Source organism: Mesorhizobium sp. CA15 (assembly GCF_020165215.1).
Taxonomy (GTDB): domain Bacteria; phylum Pseudomonadota; class Alphaproteobacteria; order Rhizobiales; family Rhizobiaceae; genus Mesorhizobium.
Genome location: NZ_JAIUHQ010000026.1, coordinates 1 through 21,322, shown reverse-complemented (window position 1 = coordinate 21,322; position 21,322 = coordinate 1). Strand labels below are relative to the sequence as shown.

The 21,322-nt window shown below is 66.2% G+C and carries 17 protein-coding genes; 11 read left to right on the top strand and 6 right to left on the bottom strand.

The features are described 5' to 3' along the window. Window positions 1-44: 44 nt before the first annotated feature. Window positions 45-674: a glutathione S-transferase family protein gene (locus LB515_RS26460; protein ID WP_224709460.1), complete on the top strand. Its 630-nt coding sequence runs from the start codon at window positions 45-47 to the stop codon at window positions 672-674. Between the two features lie 115 nt (window positions 675-789). After that, window positions 790-1,017, top strand: a complete 228-nt coding sequence (locus LB515_RS26455; protein ID WP_140631530.1) for a hypothetical protein — start codon at window positions 790-792, stop codon at window positions 1,015-1,017. Between the two features lie 39 nt (window positions 1,018-1,056). Here LB515_RS26455 and LB515_RS26450 read toward each other — a convergent pair whose 3' ends face one another. Then, complete coding sequence (locus LB515_RS26450) at window positions 1,057-2,058, bottom strand: aldo/keto reductase (protein WP_224630194.1); 1,002 nt, start codon at window positions 2,056-2,058, stop codon at window positions 1,057-1,059. Between the two features lie 131 nt (window positions 2,059-2,189). Here LB515_RS26450 and LB515_RS26445 point away from each other — a divergent pair, with 131 nt between their 5' ends. After that, window positions 2,190-3,341: a hypothetical protein gene (locus LB515_RS26445; protein ID WP_224709459.1), complete on the top strand. Its 1,152-nt coding sequence runs from the start codon at window positions 2,190-2,192 to the stop codon at window positions 3,339-3,341. Beyond that, window positions 3,334-4,086, top strand: a complete 753-nt coding sequence (locus tag LB515_RS26440; protein WP_224709458.1) for an ATP-binding cassette domain-containing protein — start codon at window positions 3,334-3,336, stop codon at window positions 4,084-4,086. Before LB515_RS26445 ends, LB515_RS26440 begins: the two co-directional genes overlap by 8 nt. A gap of 68 nt (window positions 4,087-4,154) precedes the next feature. Here LB515_RS26440 and LB515_RS26435 read toward each other — a convergent pair whose 3' ends face one another. The 3 genes from LB515_RS26435 to LB515_RS26425 all read right to left on the bottom strand — a co-directional run bounded on the left by LB515_RS26435 (window position 4,155) and on the right by LB515_RS26425 (window position 7,948). Next, window positions 4,155-4,652 carry a GNAT family N-acetyltransferase gene (locus tag LB515_RS26435; RefSeq protein WP_224610244.1) on the bottom strand — a complete coding sequence of 166 codons (498 nt, stop codon included), beginning with the start codon at window positions 4,650-4,652 and terminating at the stop codon, window positions 4,155-4,157. 504 nt (window positions 4,653-5,156) lie between these two features. Next, a complete protein-coding gene (locus tag LB515_RS26430; protein ID WP_224709457.1) occupies window positions 5,157-6,419 on the bottom strand; it encodes an FAD-dependent oxidoreductase in 1,263 nt (420 codons plus the stop codon). Next, window positions 6,416-7,948: a formyl transferase gene (locus LB515_RS26425; RefSeq protein ID WP_224709456.1), complete on the bottom strand. Its 1,533-nt coding sequence runs from the start codon at window positions 7,946-7,948 to the stop codon at window positions 6,416-6,418. Before LB515_RS26425 ends, LB515_RS26430 begins: the two co-directional genes overlap by 4 nt. A gap of 239 nt (window positions 7,949-8,187) precedes the next feature. Here LB515_RS26425 and LB515_RS26420 point away from each other — a divergent pair, with 239 nt between their 5' ends. Together LB515_RS26420 and LB515_RS26415 are read left to right on the top strand one after the other, a co-directional pair. After that, window positions 8,188-10,281: a GumC family protein gene (locus LB515_RS26420; RefSeq protein ID WP_224709455.1), complete on the top strand. Its 2,094-nt coding sequence runs from the start codon at window positions 8,188-8,190 to the stop codon at window positions 10,279-10,281. 1 nt (window position 10,282) lies between these two features. After that, entirely contained in the window at window positions 10,283-11,656 is a 1,374-nt protein-coding gene (locus LB515_RS26415; protein WP_224709454.1) for a VpsF family polysaccharide biosynthesis protein, read from the top strand. Between the two features lie 22 nt (window positions 11,657-11,678). On the opposite strand, the gene LB515_RS26410 is transcribed toward LB515_RS26415, so the two are convergent. Together LB515_RS26410 and LB515_RS26405 are read right to left on the bottom strand one after the other, a co-directional pair. Next, window positions 11,679-12,950 (bottom strand): glycoside hydrolase family 5 protein, encoded by a 1,272-nt coding sequence (locus LB515_RS26410; protein ID WP_224630188.1) that lies wholly within the window; start codon window positions 12,948-12,950, stop codon window positions 11,679-11,681. After that, complete coding sequence (locus LB515_RS26405) at window positions 12,947-14,134, bottom strand: DUF1972 domain-containing protein (protein ID WP_224601360.1); 1,188 nt, start codon at window positions 14,132-14,134, stop codon at window positions 12,947-12,949. Before LB515_RS26405 ends, LB515_RS26410 begins: the two co-directional genes overlap by 4 nt. Before the next feature lie 356 nt (window positions 14,135-14,490). Here LB515_RS26405 and LB515_RS26400 point away from each other — a divergent pair, with 356 nt between their 5' ends. The 5 genes from LB515_RS26400 to ligD all read left to right on the top strand — a co-directional run bounded on the left by LB515_RS26400 (window position 14,491) and on the right by ligD (window position 21,285). Continuing rightward, on the top strand, window positions 14,491-15,675 hold the full coding sequence (locus LB515_RS26400) for a glycosyltransferase family 4 protein (RefSeq protein ID WP_224709453.1): 1,185 nt from the start codon (window positions 14,491-14,493) through the stop codon (window positions 15,673-15,675). Continuing rightward, the gene (locus LB515_RS26395; RefSeq protein ID WP_224709452.1) at window positions 15,672-16,979 is read left to right on the top strand and encodes a hypothetical protein; all 1,308 of its coding nucleotides are present in this window, start codon (window positions 15,672-15,674) and stop codon (window positions 16,977-16,979) included. The genes LB515_RS26400 and LB515_RS26395 overlap by 4 nt, the downstream gene beginning before the upstream one ends. A gap of 9 nt (window positions 16,980-16,988) precedes the next feature. Next, window positions 16,989-18,209 carry a GNAT family N-acetyltransferase gene (locus tag LB515_RS26390; protein WP_224709451.1) on the top strand — a complete coding sequence of 407 codons (1,221 nt, stop codon included), beginning with the start codon at window positions 16,989-16,991 and terminating at the stop codon, window positions 18,207-18,209. 96 nt (window positions 18,210-18,305) lie between these two features. After that, window positions 18,306-18,530, top strand: coding sequence for a hypothetical protein (locus LB515_RS26385; protein ID WP_027165877.1), 225 nt, complete (start codon window positions 18,306-18,308; stop codon window positions 18,528-18,530). A 262-nt stretch (window positions 18,531-18,792) separates the two neighbouring features. Beyond that, complete coding sequence (gene ligD, locus LB515_RS26380; protein WP_224709450.1) at window positions 18,793-21,285, top strand: DNA ligase D; 2,493 nt, start codon at window positions 18,793-18,795, stop codon at window positions 21,283-21,285. The last annotated feature ends 37 nt before the right edge of the window (window positions 21,286-21,322 follow it).

Below are 21,322 nucleotides of genomic sequence, written 5' to 3'. Positions count from 1 at the left end.
ATTCGCCGCATGGCAAGCCAATCCACCAGCGAGGAATGCACTCCATGCTCACGCTCTACGATTATCTCCCGTCGCAAAATGCCTGGAAGGTTCGCGTCCTGCTCGGGCTGCTCGGCATCGCCTACGACACCCGCATCATCTCGATCTTCGAGGGCGAGTGCCGCACCGAGACGTTCCTGAAGCTCAACCCGGCAGGCGCAGTTCCGGTGCTCGGGCTGGACAATGGCGAGGCGATCGCCGAGTCGAACGCGATCCTCGCCTATCTCGCCGAGGGCACACCCTACCTTCCGTCGGACCGCTTTGCCCACGCCAAGGTGATGCAATGGCTGTTCTTCGAGCAGTACCATATCGAGCCGGTCATCGGCTCGCTGCGCTACTGGACGCTGACCGGTCGGCTGGAGCGTAACCAGGCGATGGTTGCCGGCAAGCGCGAGGCGGGCGTGCGCGCGCTTGGCGCGCTGGAGCGCAGCCTGGCCGACACGCAATTCTTGGTCGGCAACGCGCTCACCATCGCCGACATCGCCGTCTACGCCTACAGCCACCGAGCCGAGGACTGCGGTTTCTCGCTCGCCGACTATCCCGCTGTCGATGCTTGGATGGGACGCGTCAGCGAGACGATCGGCCCGGATTATCCTGTGCATCCTTACAGCATCGATCCGCATTCGCACGCCTGAGCCGCCGGAACACAGCGGCGGACAGGGCGTTTTCCAAAGGCAGCGTGTCGTGCGTCGCCCAATCGGCGCCCGCCTGTTTCGCGTTGCGTTCCAACCAGAGCCATGGAGGTCCGCAATGGTTCGCACCATCCTCGCCGCAATCCTCGCCACCGGCATCATGAGCCTACCGGTCATGGCAGCCGAGCAATACTGGGTCGCCAGAGACGCCGTGTCGAAGCAGTGCGAGATCGTGCCGAAGAAGCCCGACGGCACGCTTGTCGTCGATCTCGGCAAGAAGAAATACGCCAGCGAGGGTGAGGCGAGGAAGGCGATGGAGGCGATGTCGGACTGCAAGAAAAAATAGGGCCGTTGCCCAATCCTCCCGAGGGAGATTAGCCAGCTTCTACCGGTCCACCAGAGACATCGTCCGCTCGTTGTAGCGCGGCCCTGACACCTTGTCGGGCGTCAGTGCCATGTCGAGCCCCAGCATCTCGGTGGCGTCGAGCGCGATATCGGCCGCCGCGACGTTCTCCTCCAGATAGATCCGGCGCTTGGTGCCGGGGATTGGCACGATGTCGATGCCGAAATCCGGGCCCTTGGCGAGCAGCCAGGCGATCGCGATCTGGCCGGGCTTGACGCCCTTCGCCGCGGCGATGTCGCGCACCGTGGCGGCCGCCGCGACATTCAGGTCGAAATTCTCGCCCTGGTAGCGCGGATCGCCGCGGCGGAAATCGCCTTCGGGATACTCCTCCGCGCGCCTGACGTCGCCGGCGAGGAAGCCGCGGCCGAGCGGAGCGAACGGCACCAGGCCGATGCCGAGCTCCTTCAGAGCCGGGATGATCTCGGGCTCGAGGTTGCGCTCCCAAAGCGAATATTCGCTCTGCAGCGCCGAGACCGGATGCGCGGCATGCGCGCGGCGGATGTTGGCAATGCCCGCCTCCGACAGGCCGAAGAAGCGCACCTTGCCCTGCGCCACCAGTTCGCCGACCGCGCCCGCGACATCCTCCATCGGCACGGCGGGGTCGACGCGGTGCTGGTAGAGGAGGTCGATGCGGTCGGTGGCAAGTCGCGAGAGCGAAGCGTCGACCACCTCGCGTATATGCTCGGGCCGGCTGTCGAGCCCGGCCTGCTTGCCGTCGGCGATGCGGAAGCCGAACTTCGTCGCGATCGTCACCTGATCGCGCCGGCCTTGCAGCGCGCGTCCAAGCAGCTCCTCATTGGCGAAGGGGCCGTAGACCTCGGCCGTGTCGAGAAAGGTGCAGCCGAGCTCGATCGCCCGGTGGATCGTCGCGATCGACTCCGCCTCGTCGGCCGGGCCATAGGCCTGGCTCATCCCCATGCAGCCGAGGCCGATGGCAGAGACTTCGAGTCCCTGGCTGCCGAGTTTCTGTTTGCCGAGGCTCATGCGTCTTGCTCCGCCGAATTTTCGATCCGGCTAAATTATAGGGCCGGACGTGAATGCGTCCAGCGCTGGCCCTATTGGCGGCGCAATCGTCGCCATCCTTGCCGGTGGCGATTCCACTGTGGTGACGGCCAATGCGGCACGACAGGCTTGTCCTAATATTGCTCTGGCGCGAGTTGGTCGCCGGCCTACGCGCAACGCGGCGCCGCGATCTCGCCTGGATTGCGCTTGGCGGCGGTGGACTTCTGGCCTATGCGATCGCGGATATCGTCGTCGCCCTGCATGCCGCGGGTCCGAAGCTGCGGCACGACCAGCTTCTGTGGATGCTTGGACTGCCAGTCGCTTTCGCCGCGCTGGGATGGCTGGCGGGCAATGCAATGTCGCGCCTTTGCCTTTCTCGCGCCTTTGCCCCCTTCCTCAAGGCACTGCCGCTCGCTTCGGCGGAGCGCCGTCGCATGGCGGCGGTGGGAGCTTTCGCGCTCGGCCTTCCACTCACGCTGATGATCGCCACGGCGGTCGGCTTCGCCTGCGCCGTCATCGGAAAGCCGTTGGCACCGGCCTGGGGCTTGGGCGCGGCCACCCTGTTTGCCTTGAGCTTCGGCACGGCAGGCCTTTGGCGCCTCCGGCGGCCACGCCTTCTCGTCGATGTGGCGGCGAGCGAGGCGGCGCCGGTCGGAAGGCCCTGGCTGCGTCGCCTCGACCGGGCGCGTCCAAGCTGGCTTTCCAGCTGGGCCTGGAAACTGCCGGCCGGCAATATACGGCCGTCTTGGAAGCTGGCGGCCGCCAGCCTGCTGCTCGGGCTCGCCACCATTCTTGGCGCCTGGGCCAGCCTGGCCGGCCATACGGCTGGGCCTGCGGCCGTCGCGGGCCTGGCCGGCGGCATTCTTGTTTTCATGCTCAGCCTGCGCTGCCAGCCGCTCGGCTCGCCGGTGCTGCGCACAGCGCCCATCGGTTTTACACGGGTATGGCTGCGGCTTGTGCGACTGCCGCTGCAATTGTCGCTCGCCTTCTTCCTGCTGCCGGCCGGCGCGGCGCTCGCGGCCGAACCGTCGGCCTGGTCGGTGCCGGTCGCGAGCGGCCTTTGGCTACTGGTGCTGAACGGCGCCTATGCGGTGTTCGGCGCCTTTTTCCTCAACACGCCCTTCGTCGCAATGCTGAGCTTCGCCGGCGCGCTCGCCTATGCCGGCTACGAGACGCTCGAATATGGCCGTACCGTTCTGATCGGCCTGGCGGCGCTGGTGTTTTTCTTGTGGCACCGAACCCGACAGAGATATCGCAATGGCTGAAGTCCTCACCGTTAAAGAGCTCAGCGCCGGCTATCACGGGCGCATTGTCGTTCGCGGCATCGGTCTTTCGCTCCATCGGGGCGATATAGTCGGCCTGCTCGGTGCCAATGGCTCGGGCAAGTCGACGCTCATCAGGGCGATCACCGGCCAGATCCGGTTGATCGGAGGCAGCGTGGTGATCGACGGCATCGACCTCGCCGCCGCGCCGGAACGCGCCAAAGCCGGCTTCGGCCTTGCCATCGAGCCGCACGAACTGCCGGCGCCGCTTTCGGGACGTCAATATATCGAGCTCGTCGCCTCGATCCGTGGCTGCGCGCCAAACGACCTGCCAAGCGGCGACCTGCCGGGCGGCGATCTCCTGGAGCGACTAGACCTTGGACGCTGGATCGACCGCCCGATCGCCGAATATTCGCTCGGCACGCGAGCCAAGATCGCCATCGGCGCAGCGCTTCTCGGCGGGCCACCACTTCTGATCTTCGACGAGACGCTGAACGGCCTCGATCCGGTCGCCGCCTGGGAGGTGAAACGCGTGATCACCGCGCTCTGCGCGAGCGGGCGGCATGCCGCCATCATCTCGACCCATGTGGTGGAGGCCATGCCGGCACTCTGCAATCGCGCGGTGCTGATGGCCGACGGCAGCCTGAGCCGAAGCTGGGATGCGGCTCAGCTGGCCGAAGCGGCCAGGGCGCCTGGGGTGTTTGAGGAAAGCGTCATGCAAGCGTTGCGCATGCGGGCCGCCGCCTGATCTAGACTAGAGCAATTCCAGGAAAAGTGTGAGCGGTTTTCCGCCTGGAATTGCGGCAAAACAAAGCTCTAAGCCATCGGCAGCATGCGGCGCATGATCAGCGAGGCGTGACCGCCGACGCCGTGGGCCGCTTCCCGGCGTTCGACCACTTCGAAGCCGTGCTTGCGGTAGAAGGCGATCGCGCGGTCGTTGCCTTCTATCACCTCCAGCGCGATGCTGGGGATGCCGGCATGCGCGGCAAGCACCGCATGCAGAAGGTCGACCGCAAGACCCCTGCCGAAGGCCTGCGGCTCGATGTGGAGCCGCTGCAGCATCACATCGCCTTTTCCGTCCATTGCCGCCATCGCATAGCCGGCAATCGAGCCATCGGCGCGCTCGGCGACGAAGGACATCTTGTCCTCGTCATCGAGCTCAGCCGCGAGCCTTTCCGGCGCGTGCCTTTCATCGGAGAGCCTGGCCACGGTCTCGTCGCCCATGATCGGCGCATAGGTCCGCCGCCACGATTGGCCGAGCAGCCGCGACACATCGGCCAGGTCGTTTCTCGTCATCGCCCGGATGCGGGTCATGGTCGCCATCCTTGTTGGAGTCTGAAGATAGGGCGAAGCGATGGGTACAGCCAATCTCCCCCCTTGCGGGGGAGATGCCCGGCAGGGCAGAGGGGGGCTGTCCCGCCAGCCTATCCGCGCTTGGGATCTCCGCTTTACGCCGCGCTCGGCGCCGGCAATTCTTCGCGACGGCTTATCTTGCGGCCCAGAATCACAAGCTGGCGCGCGGTGTTGTTGCGCAGGCGCGCCCAGCCGCCATTCGAGCCCTGTTTCCATGGCGATGCGCCTGGCGTAGACGCTGGAGCGCATGCTGGCTTTGTCGGTCGCGACCTTCACCGGGTCCTCGTAGGATAATCCGCTTTGTGAGAGTCGCCATTCGATAGCCCGCCGCCGAACCGATAAAGGTGGCAGCGGGCCATTGGAGCGACGGGCGTGCTGTCCCGCCGAGCAGGAGACACTGCTCGCCACGATCTAAACCGGCTTTGCCAGGGACCGCGACTTACGGATTGGTAAGATCGCTCACGATCATGTTCCCAGGCCGGCCGGTGCCTTGCTGGTTTGCTCGAAAGCAGTTCCCTCTGGGCCAGGTCCGGCGTCACCCGATTTTCCCGCCTCGCGGAATCGACGGGCAAAGATCATCAAGCGCCGCGCGGTGTTGTTGCGCAGGCGGCGCAGCCGCCATTCAAGCCCCGTCTCGGTGGTTATCCGCTTTGCATAGATGCTGGCGCGCATGGCCCTGGCGTCGGCGGCGATCTTGGCAGGATCGTCGTAGAAGGCGCAGATCTTGTCGGCCGCCATGCCGGGCGTCTCGAGCCAGGCGGGGATATGCGTCGAGCTGAGGCAATAGACATCGGTCAGTACCCGGTGGATGCCGTCGCCTTGCGCCGGGCAGGTCGTGGCGAACGCATCGCCGATGAAGACGACACCGTCGCGCCGATGGCCCTGCGTCGTTGTCAGGCCGACCTGCCTCACCTCGACCTCGCTGGCGACGGCGAAGTTGCCGCATCGAGCCGCGATCTCCGGCATCAACTCCAGGAGCATCCTTTGCGGATCCTCACGGAACGACCGCACCCACGGATCGGCGACGGTCCGGTAGACGAACATGTTCGCGCGCATCCGCTCGCCGATCCGGAAGATGGTAAGAAAGGCAATGCGATCGGCGATCCGCCTTCCGTAGAAGGTGAGGGACGACAAGCCGAATTCCTGCGGCGTGACCGCGAGATCGAACCCCAACGTCAGCGAATGCGCCTTCGATTCCTCGACGCGCTCGACGCCGATCGCGCGCCGCACCGCCTCGCTATAGCCGGTGGCCACGACCAGCAGCCGGGCATCGATCACGGAGCCGTCGGTGAGCACCAGCCGCTGCCGGTCCGGTCCCGTCGAGACCTCCGCGACCTTGCCGATCGTCAGCGGCACTTGCGGAGGCAGCGCCGCGCGCAGGCCGTTGACCAGCGGCGTGTAGGAAAAGGCGTACTCCCAGTTTTGCTTGCGCTCGAACAGCTGGCCGAAGCGGAAGACATGGACGTCTGTCATCGGGGTGACGAGAGACCTGAAAACCGGGCCGAGGCCGAGTTTCTCGAACAGTCCCATCTGCTCCGCCCGGGTTTTCTCGGCCCGGAATTCGTCATGGTGGATACGATGCGGATCGATCAGCGCGATCTTGCGGCCCGCCTTGGCGAGCGACAGCGCCAGCACGGTTCCGGCGAGTCCCGCGCCGACGATCGCTACTTCGACCTCGGTCCGAACGGCCGGCACGGCAGGCGTTTCGCGATCTTCTGCGATGCTCATGTCTTTTCTCCACCGGCCGTAGGCATGGGGTCCTGTATCTGTGTGCGTTTCCAGCGCGGCGCCATTGCCGAACCATCTATGAATTCCAGCCCGCCCGCCTCGTTGAGCGTGTGCAGCTTGCGGCCGGCCCAGCCGGCACCGGGGTTGAGGATCGTTTCGACGACCTGCCCAAAGCCGCTCTCGTCAAGCTGAGTGACGCGCGCTATGCCGAGCGCGGCGCCATAGCTCCTGCGGCAGTCCTGCACCGGGCGAAGGAGTTGGCCGCCGCGGCTGACCATGCGGCCCGCCGGCCGCGCCGAGGCGATGTCGATCATAACGGGGTTCTTCGGGTGCGGCGTCCACGGCCCGCGGAAATCCGGCGCCGACCACAGATGCAACTGGTCCGAGAAGGCGCCGCCGCCGTCGCGCACCGTGGCGAACATCCACCAGCGCCCGCCATGCTCGACAAGCGTGGCGTCGCTGGCGATGATGTCCGACAGGAGCGTCGCTTCCGTGACCCAGCCGCCCGGGAAAGCGGTGGCGCGGTAGAGGTCGACGGTCCGGTTGGCCGAGCTTTCCGGCACCATCCACATCTCGCCGTCGCGCTCGAACACGAAGGGGTAGGACAGGTGGTAGGGCAGCTCCAGAACCGGCTTCGGAGTGCCGACTGGGCCGGACGGGCCAAACGCCACTGCCGACAGGATCGCCTTCCCGGTGCGGTGGATGTAGTCCTCGACGAACAGCGTCACCTGGCCGCGGTAAAGCACCGGGAACGGGTCGGCGTAGAAGCGGCTGCCGTCGTCCGGCAAATCGCGCCAGCCGGATTGCGGATGGGCGCGCAGCTCGTAGAGATCCTTGCCGCCGGTCTCGCGCCAGCCGACCCGCCAATGCGGGGCGTTGTAGCACAGATGGTAGATCTGCTGGACGATGCGGCGTGCCGTCGCCTTGGCCGCACGCACACCGAGCTTCGTGGCCGACGGCATGGCTGGCGGCGCCGTCTCGGATGGCGGTTCGGGCAGCACCGGAAGCGATGAGCGGGCGGCGCCGTTGACCGCCGCGACGATCATGCTGGCGCTGCGCGCCAGCATGTCCTGGAAGGAAGCCAGCGCGATGCCATGATATTCGGTGCCGAGCCGTCCCTCGGCGACTGTCGCGCCGTTCTGTTCCAGGCGAGCCAGCGGCGTGCGGCCGGCAAGGATCAGCGCCAGGAGGGTCTGCTCACCGCAGACACCGTCATAGGCGAGCCGCCAGACCCGTCTGCCCTGCGGCTCGACGTCGCCGATGAGATCGATAGTGAGGTCGGCCGGCGCGGACGCTCTCGCATGGCCGGCCAGTGCCGAAAGGGGCACACGCCTGGCCGTCCCATTGGCGGGCAGGCGATGGATCAGCGTCTCAAGCTGGAACAGCGCTTCGGCTTCGCGCGGCACGCCGCCCGCCGCCGGACGGCCGTCGACCGCAAGCTCCACGCCGGGCAGCAGCGACAACCGCTCGGCCAGCGCCACATGAAAAGCGCGCACGCAATCGCCGTCGAGGCGCAGGGTCAGGCGCATCGCCAGCTCCGGGCACATCCGGTGCCGCCGACCCGGCTGGCCAGATCAAATTCCCGCCGCATGCGCACGATGTCTCCAATTAAGGCTGCACTTAGATTCTACTGCGTTGGTGCAAACTTCGTGCCAGAGCGGCCTCAATTTATGAACATAATTAACAGTGTTTTAATCGTTGCCGGGAATAGCTAGACCAACGCCGCATTTCTCGTTTGCCGGCCGATGGAGCGTTCTCGGAGCGACCTTTGCAATCACCCCTGCTCATGGTGCCTCAGCAGAACGCTCCGGAGGCGATCGCGCCGGCGCCGGCCTATCACGCGCCTGCGCCCGCGCCCGCCACGGTCGAGCTTGGCGATCTCGGCCGCATCCTGCTGCGCCGCCGCAAGCTGATCTTCGCCACCGTCGCGTTGCTCACTATCGCGACGCTGATCTACGCGTTCCTGACACCGGCGCTCTATTCCTCGACGGCGCAGATCATCATCGATCCGCAAGACCTCCAGGTCGTCACCAACGATGTCAATCCCAGCCGCATCTCGCCCGATGGCGGCATCACTCAGGTCGAAAGCCAAGTGAGTGTGGCGCAATCGAACGGCGTCCTGCTGCGCGCCATCAAGGCGACCAACCTGACCGAGAACCCGGACTTCAACGGGCAGGGCGGGCTCGGCGGCTGGCTGGGCATGTTCTTCGGCGCCAGCGACGGCGATAGGACGGCTGAAACGCTCGACGCGCTGCGCCGCCGCCTGGCGGTGAAGCGAGACGACAAGGTGCTGGTGCTCAACATCATCATCACGGCCAAGAGCGCCGACCTGGCGGCCGAACTCGCCAACGCCATCGCGCAGGCCTATCTCGACGACCAGGCCGAAGCGCGTTCGAAGGCCGCCGCCGACGCCTCCGACGCGATCAGCGCCCGGCTGGAAGACCAGCGCAAGCGCGTCGAGCAGGCTGCCAACGCCGTCGAGACGTACAAGGCCGAGCACAACATGGTGATGGCGGCCGGCAATTTGGTCAGCGATCAGGAACTGACCGACCTCAACACGCAATTGACAGCCGCCCAGACCCGTACCGCGCAGCTCAAGGCGCAGGTCGACCAGCTGCGCCGGCAGGGCGGCGCGCCGGATGCGACCTCCGAGGCGATGCGCTCGCCGGTCATTGCGAGCCTCAGGGCGCAGGAGGCGACGCTGGTCGACCAGATATCGCAATTCGGCACCGAGCTCGGGCCACGCCACCCCTCGATGATCTCCGCGCAGCAGCAGCTCAGCGATCTGCGCAAGCTGATTTCGCGTGAGCTCGGCCGCCTCGTCACCGCCGCCGAGACCGATTACGAGCGCGCGTCGGCCAACCAGAAGACCCTGGAGGCCAAGGTGGCGTCCCTGAAAGGCAAGTCGCTCGACACCGACCAGGCCTCGGTGAGGCTGCGCGAGCTGCAGCGCGATCTCGATGCCGTGCGCACCGTCTACGCCAATTACCTGCAACGCGCCCAGGAAACGCGCGAGCAGACCAACGTCAACAGCACCAATGCCCGCATCATCTCTGAGGCGATGCCGGCGCTGAAGAAGAGCTGGCCGCCGAAGGGGCTGCTTATCTTCGGCGCCATCTTCGGCGGGCTGGCGCTGGGCATCGGCATGGCGCTGATCGCCGAATATCTGTCGCCAACCGTGCTGTCCGCCAACCAGATGCAGTCGGCCATCGAGGCGCCGGTGCTGGGCGTTCTGCCGGGCAGGGGGCGCCGCCGCTCCGGCGCTGCCGCCCAGAAGACCGACGCCGTGGCCGGGCTCGCGCTGCAGCGCATCGCCGCCGCCACCAGGCGCCCGCCGGACTGGCCGCTGGTACCCTCCATCCTGGTGGCGTCGCCACCTGAGGATAAGGCTGAGCGGTCGAGGGTGGCATGGCAGCTCGCCAACGCGGCGGCGGCCAGGGGGCGCCGCGTGCTGTTCATCGACATCAACGCCGGCAAGGGCCAGAAGGACCCGCAGCCCGGCGTGCTCGACGTGCTGCGCGGCGAATATCCGCTCGACGCGGTCAGCCGCTATGCACCGGGCAGTTCCGTGGCGCTGGTCAGCCGGGGGCGGCCGACCGCGGTGTTCCAGGAAGCGCAGGCGCTCTATTTCGCCCATCGGATGTTGGCCGAGGCCAATCACAGCTTCGAGCTCGTCGTCATCGACGGCGGCGCGCTGGCGGACGACCTCAACGTCCTGCCGCTGGTCGCCATGGCCGACGAGATCCTACTCGTCGCCAGGCTGAATGCGACGCCGATGCGCGACGTCGCCGCGACCTCGGAAGCGGTCTCCGTCATGGGGCGGCTGCCGACCGGCGCCATGCTGGTCGACGAGGCGGCCTGACATGGCCTCGATCCTGGCTGGTACCGCCCGGCCTGTTTCGGCTTCGGGCTATGGCATGGCGGGCCCGCGCACTGTCCCAGTCGACACGCTGACCCGTCTTGGCCTGACTATCGCGGTGCTGCTTCTGTTTTCCGTCTCCGGCGGCATGCTGTGGCTCGCAGGCTATAATTACGACGGCTTGCAAGGCAGTCCGCTGAGCAAGATCCACCCTTCCACCTATCTCTTCGTGCTCGTCTTCGTCTGGCGCTCCTGCATCTTCGGCAATCCGGTCGGCTATGTGATCCATGTCACGAACAGGCGGCCGGCCACGATGCTGATGGCGGTGATCTCGACCGTGCTTCTCTTCGTCGTCATCCTCAGGCAGCGCCCCGGCATGGCCGGCATGATCGACACTTTCGTCGCCCCGGCGCTGATCGTGCTGCTGCTGAGCGAGGATGACGAGAAAACCTTTGCCTGGCTGCAGGCGGTCATCCATGTCGTCATGACGGCGAACGCGCTGCTGGCGCTGTTCGAGTTCGGCACCAAACATCTGGTGTTCCCCTACAGGTTCGACGGCGCGGTGTTCGTCAACGATCTGCGCTCCACCGCGCTGCAGGGGCACCCGCTCTCCAATGCCACGGTCACCTCGATCTATGTGCTGTCGCTGCTATCCGGCTCGCGTTCCCTGTCGACGCCGCTCAGGCTGGCGCTTGTCGGCCTGCAGTTCTGCGCACTGGTCGCCTTCGGCGGCCGCTCGGGCATGGTGCTGACGATCCTGCTCAGCGGCGTTTATTTGCTGATCCAGGGCCTGGCGCAGCTCAGCACCGGACGCGTCAACCTCTTGGGCGCCGCGCTGGCGATCGTGCTCGCCGCGCTGCTGCCGCTGGCCATCGCGCTTGCCGGCTATTACGGCTTCTTCGACGCGCTGCTCGAACGTTTCGTCTCCGACAGCGGCAGCGCCAACGCCCGCGTCGAGATGTTCGATCTCTTCAGGCATCTGGAATTGCGCGACCTGATCGTCGGGCCCGATGTCGACCTGCTCGACAGCATGCGCCGCATCACCGGCCTTGAGCAAGGCATCGAGAACCCGATCCTGCGCCTGACGCTCTACCAGGGAGCGTTCTTCACGCTTTTGATCTTCTTCGGCTTCGCGCTGTTCATGCACGAGGTCGCGCGCCGCTGCCATTCGGGCATCTGGCTGCCGATGCTGGGTTGGCTCATCCTGCTCAACACCTCCGAAAGCATCGCCTCCAAGACGACGCTGATGACCAAATTCGTGGTCATCGCGCTGGCGCTTTATCGGCCGGCGAGGCCTGTTGCGCGTCAAAGGACGCAGGCGAAGGAACGCGGCGAGTCTCGCTACGCATTCGCCGCCAGATGGAAACCAAACCCTTAGCGCGGTTTGGTGATTCAGCAAGTCAAGCGCGCGGCATCCTCAGCCCGAGCGCCTCGACCATCGCGGGATCGAGCGCGCGCGTGGTGTCGTCCATCATGCCCATGCCGTCGAACAGGTCCCAGAATGCCCAGGGAAAGCCGAATGCCTCGGCGCTCTGCCGGACATCGCCGATGTAGCGGGCGCGGTCCGGGTTGGGCGCGGCTGTGTATCGTGCATCGGTTCGCAACGCGCCGAACTCGCCCATGATGATGCGCTCGCGCGCGATGCCATGGGTCTGCGCCCAGTCACTCACCTGCTTGAGGTAGCGGTCGATGAAGCGGCGGTCGGGCTGCGCATCGAAATAGACCTTTAGCACCTTCTCTGTCTCGGCATAGGCGGCCTTCTTGGCTTCGTCGGACCTCTCGGAATCCTGCGCCATCCTTGTCCTAACAGAGGCCAGCGTTCTTTCCAGCGTCCCGGCGGAGGCTGGCCACGGCACATTGTTCAGCGCCCGGTAGACCGGCTCGCGCATCCACGGCGCGCCTTGATGGCTGAACAGGTAGGGCTCGTAGAAGTGGAAGGTGAACAGGATCGGCTCGAAGGCCGCCAGCGGCGCCGGATCGAGCGCGGCGAGGCCCCGCACCATCGAGCCGCAGCCGCCGGTGGCGAGCAGCGGCAGGTTGCGCGCCGAGACCCGAGCCGCGCTCAGCAGAGCCGCCTGCACCTTGGGCCACAGCCCGGAGGAGCAGTCCTGCGGCGGCTCGTTGACCGGCTCCAGCGCTATCCTGCCGGGCGCCATATCGTCCAGCATGCCGGCCACTTCGCCGACAAAGACCTGGTAGCGCGCGAATTCCGGCGCCGCGGTGCTCGAATACATGCGGTCGGGATTCCAGTAATGCGTGGCGCCGTTGGCTTGTATATTGACGATGACGCCGAGATCGGCGCTGAGCGCTGCCTCGACCGCCGCGCTCAGCATTGCCATGAGGTCGGCGCGCTGGCCCGCGTCGGCGGCCAGGAACGGCCCCGGATCGACAGGCAGGCGGATGAAGTCGAGCCCGCTGGCGCGCAGGCGGGCAAGGTCGGCCGGCGTCGGCACCGGCCGCTGCGACTGGAAAGGCGGCCAGTCATAGTCGGTGCGGGGTGCAGGAAATTCGCGCGTCAGTGCAAACCAGGGCCAGGTATTGACGCCGCGCCTGAAAGGCCATGCCCCGGCGGCACGCGCTGGAGATGACAGTGGCGGAAGCGCGCTCGCCAGCGGCGCTATTGCCGCGACCAGCGCCGCGCCGAGGAGCCGGCGGCGCGACCAGCCGGTCATGCGTGCTTGGCGCGGTCGGCTTTCGCCGGCGCGGCGGTGGTGACGCCGAGTTGCCGCAGCGCTTCCTTCTCGTAGGCAATGAGCACGTCTTCCCAGCGGAAAGCCTCGCGGGCCCGCGTTCGCGCCGCCTTGCTGCAGCGCGCCACCAGCGCGTCGTCGGCCAGCGCCTCGTCGATCCGCTGGCTCAGGCTGTCGGTATCACTGAAGTAAATCGCCGCCTCGCCGGCGACCCAGCGATTGTAGCGGTTGTCATGCGCGATCACCATGTTGCCGGCGGCAAGCGCCTCGACCAGCGAGGGGTTGGTGCCGCCCACCGTGTGGCCGTGCATATAGGCGCGCGCATGATAGCGCAGCGCCTGCACCGTCGCCTGATCGTAGATCGCGCCCGGCATGATCACCGTGCTGCCTGCCGCCGCGCGCACGGCGCGGTGGTAGGGAATGTCGTCGTTGAGCGTGCCGAGCACCACCAGCTTCATGTCGCCGCGATCGCGGCTGCGGAAGGCTTCGATGATCGGCAGGATGTTGTTGTCGGGTTCGATCCGCGCGATCGAGATCAGGTATTTACCGGGTTCGAGCCCGAGCGCGCGAACGGGTTCTTCCGGCGCTGAGGTCACCGGGTCCGCGCCATAGGCGATCGTGGCGATTGCGCCGCGTGGCCGCCTTGTTGCCAGATGGTCGGCGATCGCCGGGTGGTCGGCGATGAGCCGATGCGAGAGCCAGGCGCCGATCCATTCGTTGAGCCAGAACCAACTGCGCGCCGCCGGCCCCCATTTCGGCCGCCGCCACTCGATGCCGTCCATATTGGTGAAGATCTTGCGCCGCATGAGCCTGAGCCAGGTCAGGAACACCGCGCCATTGTAGCCGAGCACCAGGCACACGCCCGGCCGCCTGGCGGCGTCGAGCACGCATTGCCAATCGAATTCCAGTGTCGCGCGGGGACCCTTGGAGGCGACCTCGATGGTGATGAGCTCGATGCCGCGCCAGGTCTCGCTCGTCACCCTTTGCCCGACGCGCTCGACCTCCTTCTGGCAGTAGACGCCGACCTTCCAGCCGCGTCCGGCCAGGAAAAGCGCCAGGCGCTCAGCGAAAGTCTCGAAGCCGCCGTGAGAAGCCGGAATGCCGCGCGTCCCCAGGATCAGGATCGAAGGCTTTTCGATCAGGGTGGAAGGTCGTTCCGGTTTCAAAATAAAGGAATCCCCAGGGTCCGGTCATAGTTGTTGTTACGGCAATGACACGCCCAGCAACTTCCGTGCCAGGGTACCCCCAGGGCGAATATTCACATGAAGGTGTAAAATTTCTCTTCAAGCTACATGGCTTGCTTCATCATCGGTCAACTTTCGCGACGTATCTGTATCGATATGGGGCACGGCTGGGGTTCGTGGGTCGCGGCCGGACATTCGAGACCCGGCATGATCCTTGCTCCCGGCCTGCAGTGGCCATCGCCGGGGTAGAGCGGCGTGCGGATTTGGCATGAAGTTCCTTCCGCGCTTTGAAAGGTCCGGTGCTGAGCGGACTCGGGGTGCAAGGTGGAAAGATAGCAATGCGCATAGCCTGCGTTCATCAGGGCTACGAGCTCTATGGTTCGGACCGCAGCTTCGCGGAGAGCGTGGCTGCGCTGCGCGCCGCTTTTCCGGCCGCCGAGATCGAGGTCGTGCTGCCGCGCGAGGGACCGATTGTCGATATCCTCAAGCCGCATGCCAGCCGCATCGTGTTCGAGCCGCTCTGGGTGCTCAGGCGCCAGGCGATGCTCAAGCTCGCCACCGTAGAGATGGCGCGATTGCCGGCGGCGCTCTGGCGGGCCTGGCGGCGTATGCGGGGCAGCGACCTGACCTATATCAACACTTCGATCATCGCCGATTATGCGCTGGCCGCGCGTCTTCTGCCGCGCAAGGCGCTGCTGCACATCCACGAGATTCCCGAGGGCGTCCTGCGCAAGGTGCTTGTCGCCTTGATGCGCTGGAGCAAGGCGGATCTCATCTTCAACTCGCGCGCAACGCGCGCCACCTTCGGCGATCCGCCGGCCCTCGATGCCAAGGGGAGGCGCACGCATGTCGTCTATAACGGCGTTGCCGGTCCCGTCGCGGCACTGCCGATGACTTATGACGGCAACCGGCCGCTCAAGGTCCTGCTGCTTGGCCGCGTCAACCGCATAAAGGGGCAGGAGGTGCTGCTCGAAGCCGTCGCCTCGCTCCCCGCTGCGTTGCGCGACCGTGTCGAGGTCCGCCTCGTCGGTGGCGCCTTCGAAAGCGTCGAGCGCGAGCAGGCGTTGGCCGAGCTGGTTGGGCGCATGGGCCTGACAGGGCATGTCGAGGTGCTGCCTTTCGTCTCCGACCCAACTAACCATTATCGCTGGGCCGACATCGTCGCGGTGCCGTCGCGCCGCCCGGAATCGCTCGGCCGCGTGGCCATCGAGGCGATGGGCTGGGGACGGCCGCCGCTGGTCTCGGCGATCGGCGGGCTGGTGGAAGTGGTGGCCGACCGCGAGACCGGCTGGCATGTGCCGCCGGGCGACGCGGCCGCCCTCGCCGGCAAGCTCGGCGAGATCATCCTGCGGCCGGATCTGTGGCGCGGCTTCGCCGCCGCCGGTCGCGCGCGCTACGAGGCGCTCTTCAGCGAGCCGATCGCCGCCGCCGCGATCGTGGCGATCGTGGCCGACAAGCTGAAGGCGACGCCGCCGCGGCAGGGGCGGGCGCGTGTCGCCCGCGAGGCGGAGACGAGCCCGTGAAGTTCACCTTCCCGGCCCATCTGGTGCGGCGCCTCATGTTGATGATCGGCGGCGAGGCGATGCAGAGCGGTTTCCATTTCGCCCTGAACATCGCGCTGCTGCATCTTTTGTCGGCCGAAGGTTATGGGCTCTTCGCGCTGGCCATGGTGATGGGCGGCGTCGGCTTGTCCTATATCCGCTCGCTCACCGCCGTTCCCGCCACCATATGGATGAGCAAAAGCGCCAACAGCGCCGGCGTCGACGCCTACGACGTGACCTTCGGATCGGCGGCGCTTGTGGTGGCGCTGCTGATGGGATTGGGCACCGGGCTGCTGATGCGCCTCCTGGGCGACCCGAGCGGCATCGGCGCCGCCTGCTTCGTCGGGGCCTGGTCGCTGCGCAGCCATATGCGCACCGCCTTCTTCGCGCGCCGCATGCAGCTCGTCGTCTCCATCAGCGACGCCGCGTTCACGATTGCGGGCATACTGCTCGCAGGAGCGGCGATCTGGTTCTTCGCGGACGCGCTTCAGGTCACCTTCTACGCGCTTGCCGTGGCCAATGTGGTCGGCATCGCCGTGCTGGTGAGGCTGGCGCGCCGCAGGCTGCGCATCTCCTTTCGTGCGTCGACCCTGCGGCGCTATGCAAAGCTCTGGCCGCAGCTTCGCTGGTCGGGGTTCAGCGCCACAACCACCAACATCCAGGGGCAATGCCTGGCCCTGCTGGTCGCGGGCATCGCCGGACCCGCGGCCTATGCGCCGCTGGCGGCGGTGCTGGTGCTGTTTGCGCCGCTGCGCATCTCCAGCCTTGCCTTCTCCAACATGACCCAGCCGGAACTCGCAAAGCTGGTGCGCAACAAGGAGTTCGACCGCGTGTGGACGCAGGCCAAGATCTGGGCGCTCGTCATGGGGCTCGGCAGCCTGGCCTATGGTTGCGGCATCCTGTTCATCCTGCCGATGATCAAATCCCAGGCACTGCAGCATGCCTCGGTCGGGTTGATCGGGCTTTTCGCCATCGCCAACTTCGTGCCGATCATGGCCTATATCATGCCGCGCGTGGTCCTCGAGATCCTTGGCGATTTCCGCATCGTCGCCTTCATCACCATGGCCGGCGCGATTATCGGGCTGGCGACGATCGGGATTCTGTTGGCCGTCGCCCCGTCGACATGGTCGCTGGCCGGCGCCGCGGTCTCCGAGATCTTCGTGCTTGTGGCCTCATGGTATTTCGCTGCTCACCGTATGTGGAACTCCAAGCACCCGAACGAGCAGCGCCCCACCGTGTTCGGCGCCTGGCGCCATGCGGCCACGCTGGCAGTCCAGAGACGATAGGAGAATGATGTGGCAAGCCAGGCAATGCCGATGGCCGCGATGACGACCGGCTTGGCCGGCGATGAGGCCGCGGTGCACGCCGCCGGCGGCGCATATGTGGCGCAGCTGCACACCAGCCTCCAAGCGGTCAAGCCGCTCTGGCGGCGTCTCGAGACAGAGGGCGTGTGCACCGGCCACCAGCATTTCGCCTGGGCCGAAGGGATCGTCGAAGGGCTTGTGCCGCCAAAAGCCGATCTCGCCATCGTCGAGGTGAGGGACGCCGCCACGGGCGAGCCGAGGATGCTGGTGCCGTTGATGCGGCGCCGCGCATTCCAGCATTGGGTGATCGAGTGGCTGAGCTGCGGGGTGTGCGATTATTCCGCGCCATTGCTCGCCGACGCGACGCCCTGGACCAGGCAATCAGCCGAGGCCGCATGGGCGGCGGTGCTTGCCGTGCTGCCGCCGGCCGACCGCATCCACATCGTCGGTATCCCGAAACAGATCGGCGGCATCGCCAATCCCCTGGCGCTGCTTTCTCCGGCGCGCGATTCCATACATTCCCACTACGGCATCGCCATGGATGGCGATGCCGAAACCGTCGTCAAGCGCATCTGTCGCCCGTCCTTCGTCAAGGCGCTCAACAAGGACCTGCGCCGGCTCGATCGCAATGGCGGCCTGGCCCTGGTCGAGGCCGACACGCCAGCCCTGGTGGATTCCACCTTCGACAAGCTGGTCGAGATGCGGCTCAGCCGTTTTCGCGAGCTCGGCCGCTTCGATCTGCTGGCGCAGCCGCCGGTCATCGATTTCTACCGCAAGGCCGCGCATCGCGGCCTGACCGACGGTTCGGTGCGGATCTTTGGCCTGCGCGCTGGCGACGTGATGGTCGCGGTCCAATATCTGGCGGTCCATCTGGGCACCCTGCACGCGCTGCTGGTCGCGATCGACCAGGGTGCGGTTCCCAATGTCTCGCCGGGACTTTGCATCATGGGCGAGCTGATCAGATGGGGGCGCGGGCAGGGGTTCGACTATTTCGACCTGTCGGTCGGCAACCAGAGCTACAAGGAACATATGGGCGCAGTGAAGTCGGTTCTGTCCGAACTTTGCTACGGCATCACGCCGAAGGGCATGGCGGCGAGCGAGGCCATCAAATACCGTGGCTGGGGCGTGGCTTTCGTGCGCGCCAACCCGCGCCTGTTCAAGGTCGCGCAGGAGGCGATGCAGCGCTGGCGACGGCTGCGTGCGGGGCGGTGAATGGGCCGCCTTCACCCGGCAAATTGACTCACATCCCGCTCTCCGCCATCCTTATGGGCAGCCGCTATCGGAGCGGCAGCGTGCTCGAGTGAGGCCATGGCCAGTCCCGTCGCCAGAGAAAAGTCCCGCCGCGCCGCGGTGAAGACCGCGCTTGAGCGCCACAAGGTCTATGTCACCGCGCAGCGCTTCTCCGGCGGCTCCTACAGCGCCCGCGTGCTGGTCGACGGCGAGGCCTACTGGGTCGACGAGTTCCGGCTTTCGCAACTGAGGCAAGGGCTGACGCCGGCGGAGCTGGAGCTGACGCCAGCCGCCGACGATTGATCCCGCTCCCTTGCTCCGCATCGATGTAGAAAAATCCGAGATGCTGGCGGGACAGCACCCCCCTCTGTCCTGCCGGACATCTCCCCCTCTAGGGGGGAGATTGGCTGTCACGCCGGCTTTCGCCAATCGCCGACGTTGTAAGGGAAGCGCGAACGCGCGGTCTGCTAATCTCCCTGGAGGGGGAGATGTCCGGCAGGACAGAGGGGGGCGCGAAGGAACGAGGCGGTTGCCACTGTCCGCTCTGCGCCTCGGCGTCTGACTCATGCCCGCCAATCTCAAACCCTACCGCGCGAAGCGCGAATTCTCCCGCACCCCCGAACCGGCAGGCACCCTGTCCGCCGGTGCCGGCAACCGCTTTGTCGTTCACAAGCACCACGCCACCGCCGACCATTACGATCTGCGCCTGGAAGTCGGCGGCGTGCTCAAAAGCTGGGCGGTGCCGCGCGGGCCCTCGCTCAATCCGGCCGACAAGCGCCTCGCCGTCGAGACCGAGGACCATCCGATCGAATATATCGATTTCGAGGGCGTCATCCCCGAGGGCGAATATGGCGGCGGGCCGATGATCGTTTGGGACACCGGTACCTGGGCGCCGATGGAGGATGTCGAGAAAAGCCTCAGGACCGGCGCGTTCAAGTTCCGGCTGGCCGGGCAAAAACTCAATGGCGGCTGGATGCTGACCCGGCTGAAGCCGAGGCCGGGCGAGGATGAGAACAAGAAGAACTGGCTGCTCTTCAAAGAGCGCGACCTCGCCTCCGATACAAAGCTCGACATTCTCGAGGCGCGCCCAGAAAGCGTGAAGACCGGCCGCCGCATCGAGGAACTGGCGGCGCAGCCGAGGAAGCGCGAGCGCCTGCCGCCGAAAGCCGGCTCGCTCAAACCGGGCGTGCTGCCCGGCGCAATTAGGGCTGAGCCACCCGCCCGCGTCGAGCCGCAACTCGCCAGCCAGGTGCCTAAGCCGCCGGGCGGCACGAGCGTTGCCGAGGACACGGGCGAGCTCTGGTTGCATGAGATAAAGTTCGACGGCTACCGTACCATGGCACATGTCGTAGGCGGCGAGGTGCGGTTGATCACCCGCGGCGGCATCGACTGGACGAAACGCTATGGCGATCTGCCGCAGGCCTTTTCGCGGCTGCCGATCGGCCAAGCAATCATCGACGGCGAGATCATGGTGCTCGACGACAAGGGCATCTCGCGCTTTGCGCTGCTGCAGGACGCGCTGGCCGAGGGCGCCGGCTCCAAGTTGCATTTCTACGCCTTCGACCTGCTCCATCTCGACGGCTGGGATCTGCGCAAGGTGCCGCTGCAGAAGCGCAAAGCCCTGCTCGCCGAGCTGCTCGCCGGTCAGCCCGCCAATTCCGCCATCCAGTACAGCGATCATGTCGAGGGCGACGGCCAAGGCCTGTACGATCAGGCTTCGGACCTTGGGCTGGAAGGTGTCGTCTCCAAGCGCGCCGACGCCATCTACCAGAGCGGCCGCACCAAGAACTGGACCAAGGCCAAGGCGCAGAAGACGGATGATTTCGTCATCGCCGGCTATACCGTCTCCGACCAAGCGGAAGGGCTGGCGGCGCTCGGCATGGCTGAGTTCGAAAATGGTGAACTGCACTATCGCGGCAAGGTCGGCACCGGTTTCGACGCAGACATGGCGACGGACCTGCTCGCCCGTCTGGAGCGGCTGACCGCCGGCGCGACCCCGCCCGAAGGCGTGCCGCGCGAGATCATGCGCGAGATGCATTGGGTGAAGCCGCTGCTGTCGGCACGCGTCCGCTATTCGAACCGCACCGCCGATAATGCGATCCGGCACGGCGTCTTCCGCGGGTTGCGCGATATCGGCGGGCTGACCACGCCGGTGCCGGTCAAGCGAAAACGGCTGATCGCCGAATCCGACCTCGCCACCATCTGGGTCACCAATCCGGAGCGGCGGCTATTCGGCAGGACCGGGCCAACAAAACTCGACATCGCGGTGTATTACGCGCTGGTCGGCGATTTCATGCTGCCGCATATCATCGGCCGACCGGTGTCACTGGTGCGCTGCCCGACCGGCAAGCCGCAGGACTGCTTCTTCCAGCGCCACGCCTTCACCGGCATGCCGCCTTCAGTTGCCGTGTTCGAGTCGATCAATTCGGAAGGCGAGACAAAAACCTATCTCTCGGTCGAGGACGCCAAGGGCTATCTGGCGCTGGCGCAATTCGGCGTGGTGGAATTCCACACCTGGGGCACGCACCGGTCAAAACTCGACAAGCCCGACCAGATCGTCTTCGACCTCGACCCGGGCGAGGGGATTTCCTGGCGCGAGGTGGTTGAAGCCGCGGTCCACATCAAGACCGGGCTGGAGAGCCTGGGACTGGTCCCATTCGCCAAAACCTCCGGCGGCAAGGGCATCCACATCACCGTGCCGGTGACCCGAAAGCAGAACTGGAAGAAGCTGCACCAAGCTTCGAGCGCGATTTCCACTTTGCTGGCGGCAAGCGCGCCCGACACCTTCACCACCACGATGGGCAAGGAAAACCGCAAGAAGCGCATCTTCATCGACTTCCACCGCAACGCCCGCGGTCACACCTCCGCCGCGCCCTATTCGCTGCGGGCCCGCACCAATCTGCCGGCCTCGACGCCGGTGAGCTGGATCGACCTGGAGACGATCGACGCGCCGGAGGACCTGAATTACGCCTCGCTGCCGGGGCTGTTGGAGACATCCGGCGATCCCTGGGCGGAGATCGACGAGGCGGCGCGGGATTTGCCTGTGTTTGAGCGCTAGTTCCTCGCCCCCACAAAGTGGGGGAGAGGTGGCCGCG

Bases quoted from the DNA above. Each gene is read 5' to 3' on its own strand.
- LB515_RS26460 (WP_224709460.1), top strand. From the start codon at position 45: ATGCTCACGCTCTACGATTATCTCCCGTCGCAAAATGCCTGGAAGGTT.
- LB515_RS26455 (WP_140631530.1), top strand. From the start codon at position 790: ATGGTTCGCACCATCCTCGCCGCAATCCTCGCCACCGGCATCATGAGC.
- LB515_RS26450 (WP_224630194.1), bottom strand. From the start codon at position 2,058: ATGAGCCTCGGCAAACAGAAACTCGGCAGCCAGGGACTCGAAGTCTCT.
- LB515_RS26445 (WP_224709459.1), top strand. From the start codon at position 2,190: ATGCGGCACGACAGGCTTGTCCTAATATTGCTCTGGCGCGAGTTGGTC.
- LB515_RS26440 (WP_224709458.1), top strand. From the start codon at position 3,334: ATGGCTGAAGTCCTCACCGTTAAAGAGCTCAGCGCCGGCTATCACGGG.
- LB515_RS26435 (WP_224610244.1), bottom strand. From the start codon at position 4,652: ATGACCCGCATCCGGGCGATGACGAGAAACGACCTGGCCGATGTGTCG.
- LB515_RS26430 (WP_224709457.1), bottom strand. From the start codon at position 6,419: ATGAGCATCGCAGAAGATCGCGAAACGCCTGCCGTGCCGGCCGTTCGG.
- LB515_RS26425 (WP_224709456.1), bottom strand. From the start codon at position 7,948: ATGCGCCTGACCCTGCGCCTCGACGGCGATTGCGTGCGCGCTTTTCAT.
- LB515_RS26415 (WP_224709454.1), top strand. From the start codon at position 10,283: ATGGCCTCGATCCTGGCTGGTACCGCCCGGCCTGTTTCGGCTTCGGGC.
- LB515_RS26410 (WP_224630188.1), bottom strand. From the start codon at position 12,950: ATGACCGGCTGGTCGCGCCGCCGGCTCCTCGGCGCGGCGCTGGTCGCG.
- LB515_RS26400 (WP_224709453.1), top strand. From the start codon at position 14,491: ATGCGCATAGCCTGCGTTCATCAGGGCTACGAGCTCTATGGTTCGGAC.
- LB515_RS26385 (WP_027165877.1), top strand. From the start codon at position 18,306: ATGGCCAGTCCCGTCGCCAGAGAAAAGTCCCGCCGCGCCGCGGTGAAG.
- ligD (WP_224709450.1), top strand. From the start codon at position 18,793: ATGCCCGCCAATCTCAAACCCTACCGCGCGAAGCGCGAATTCTCCCGC.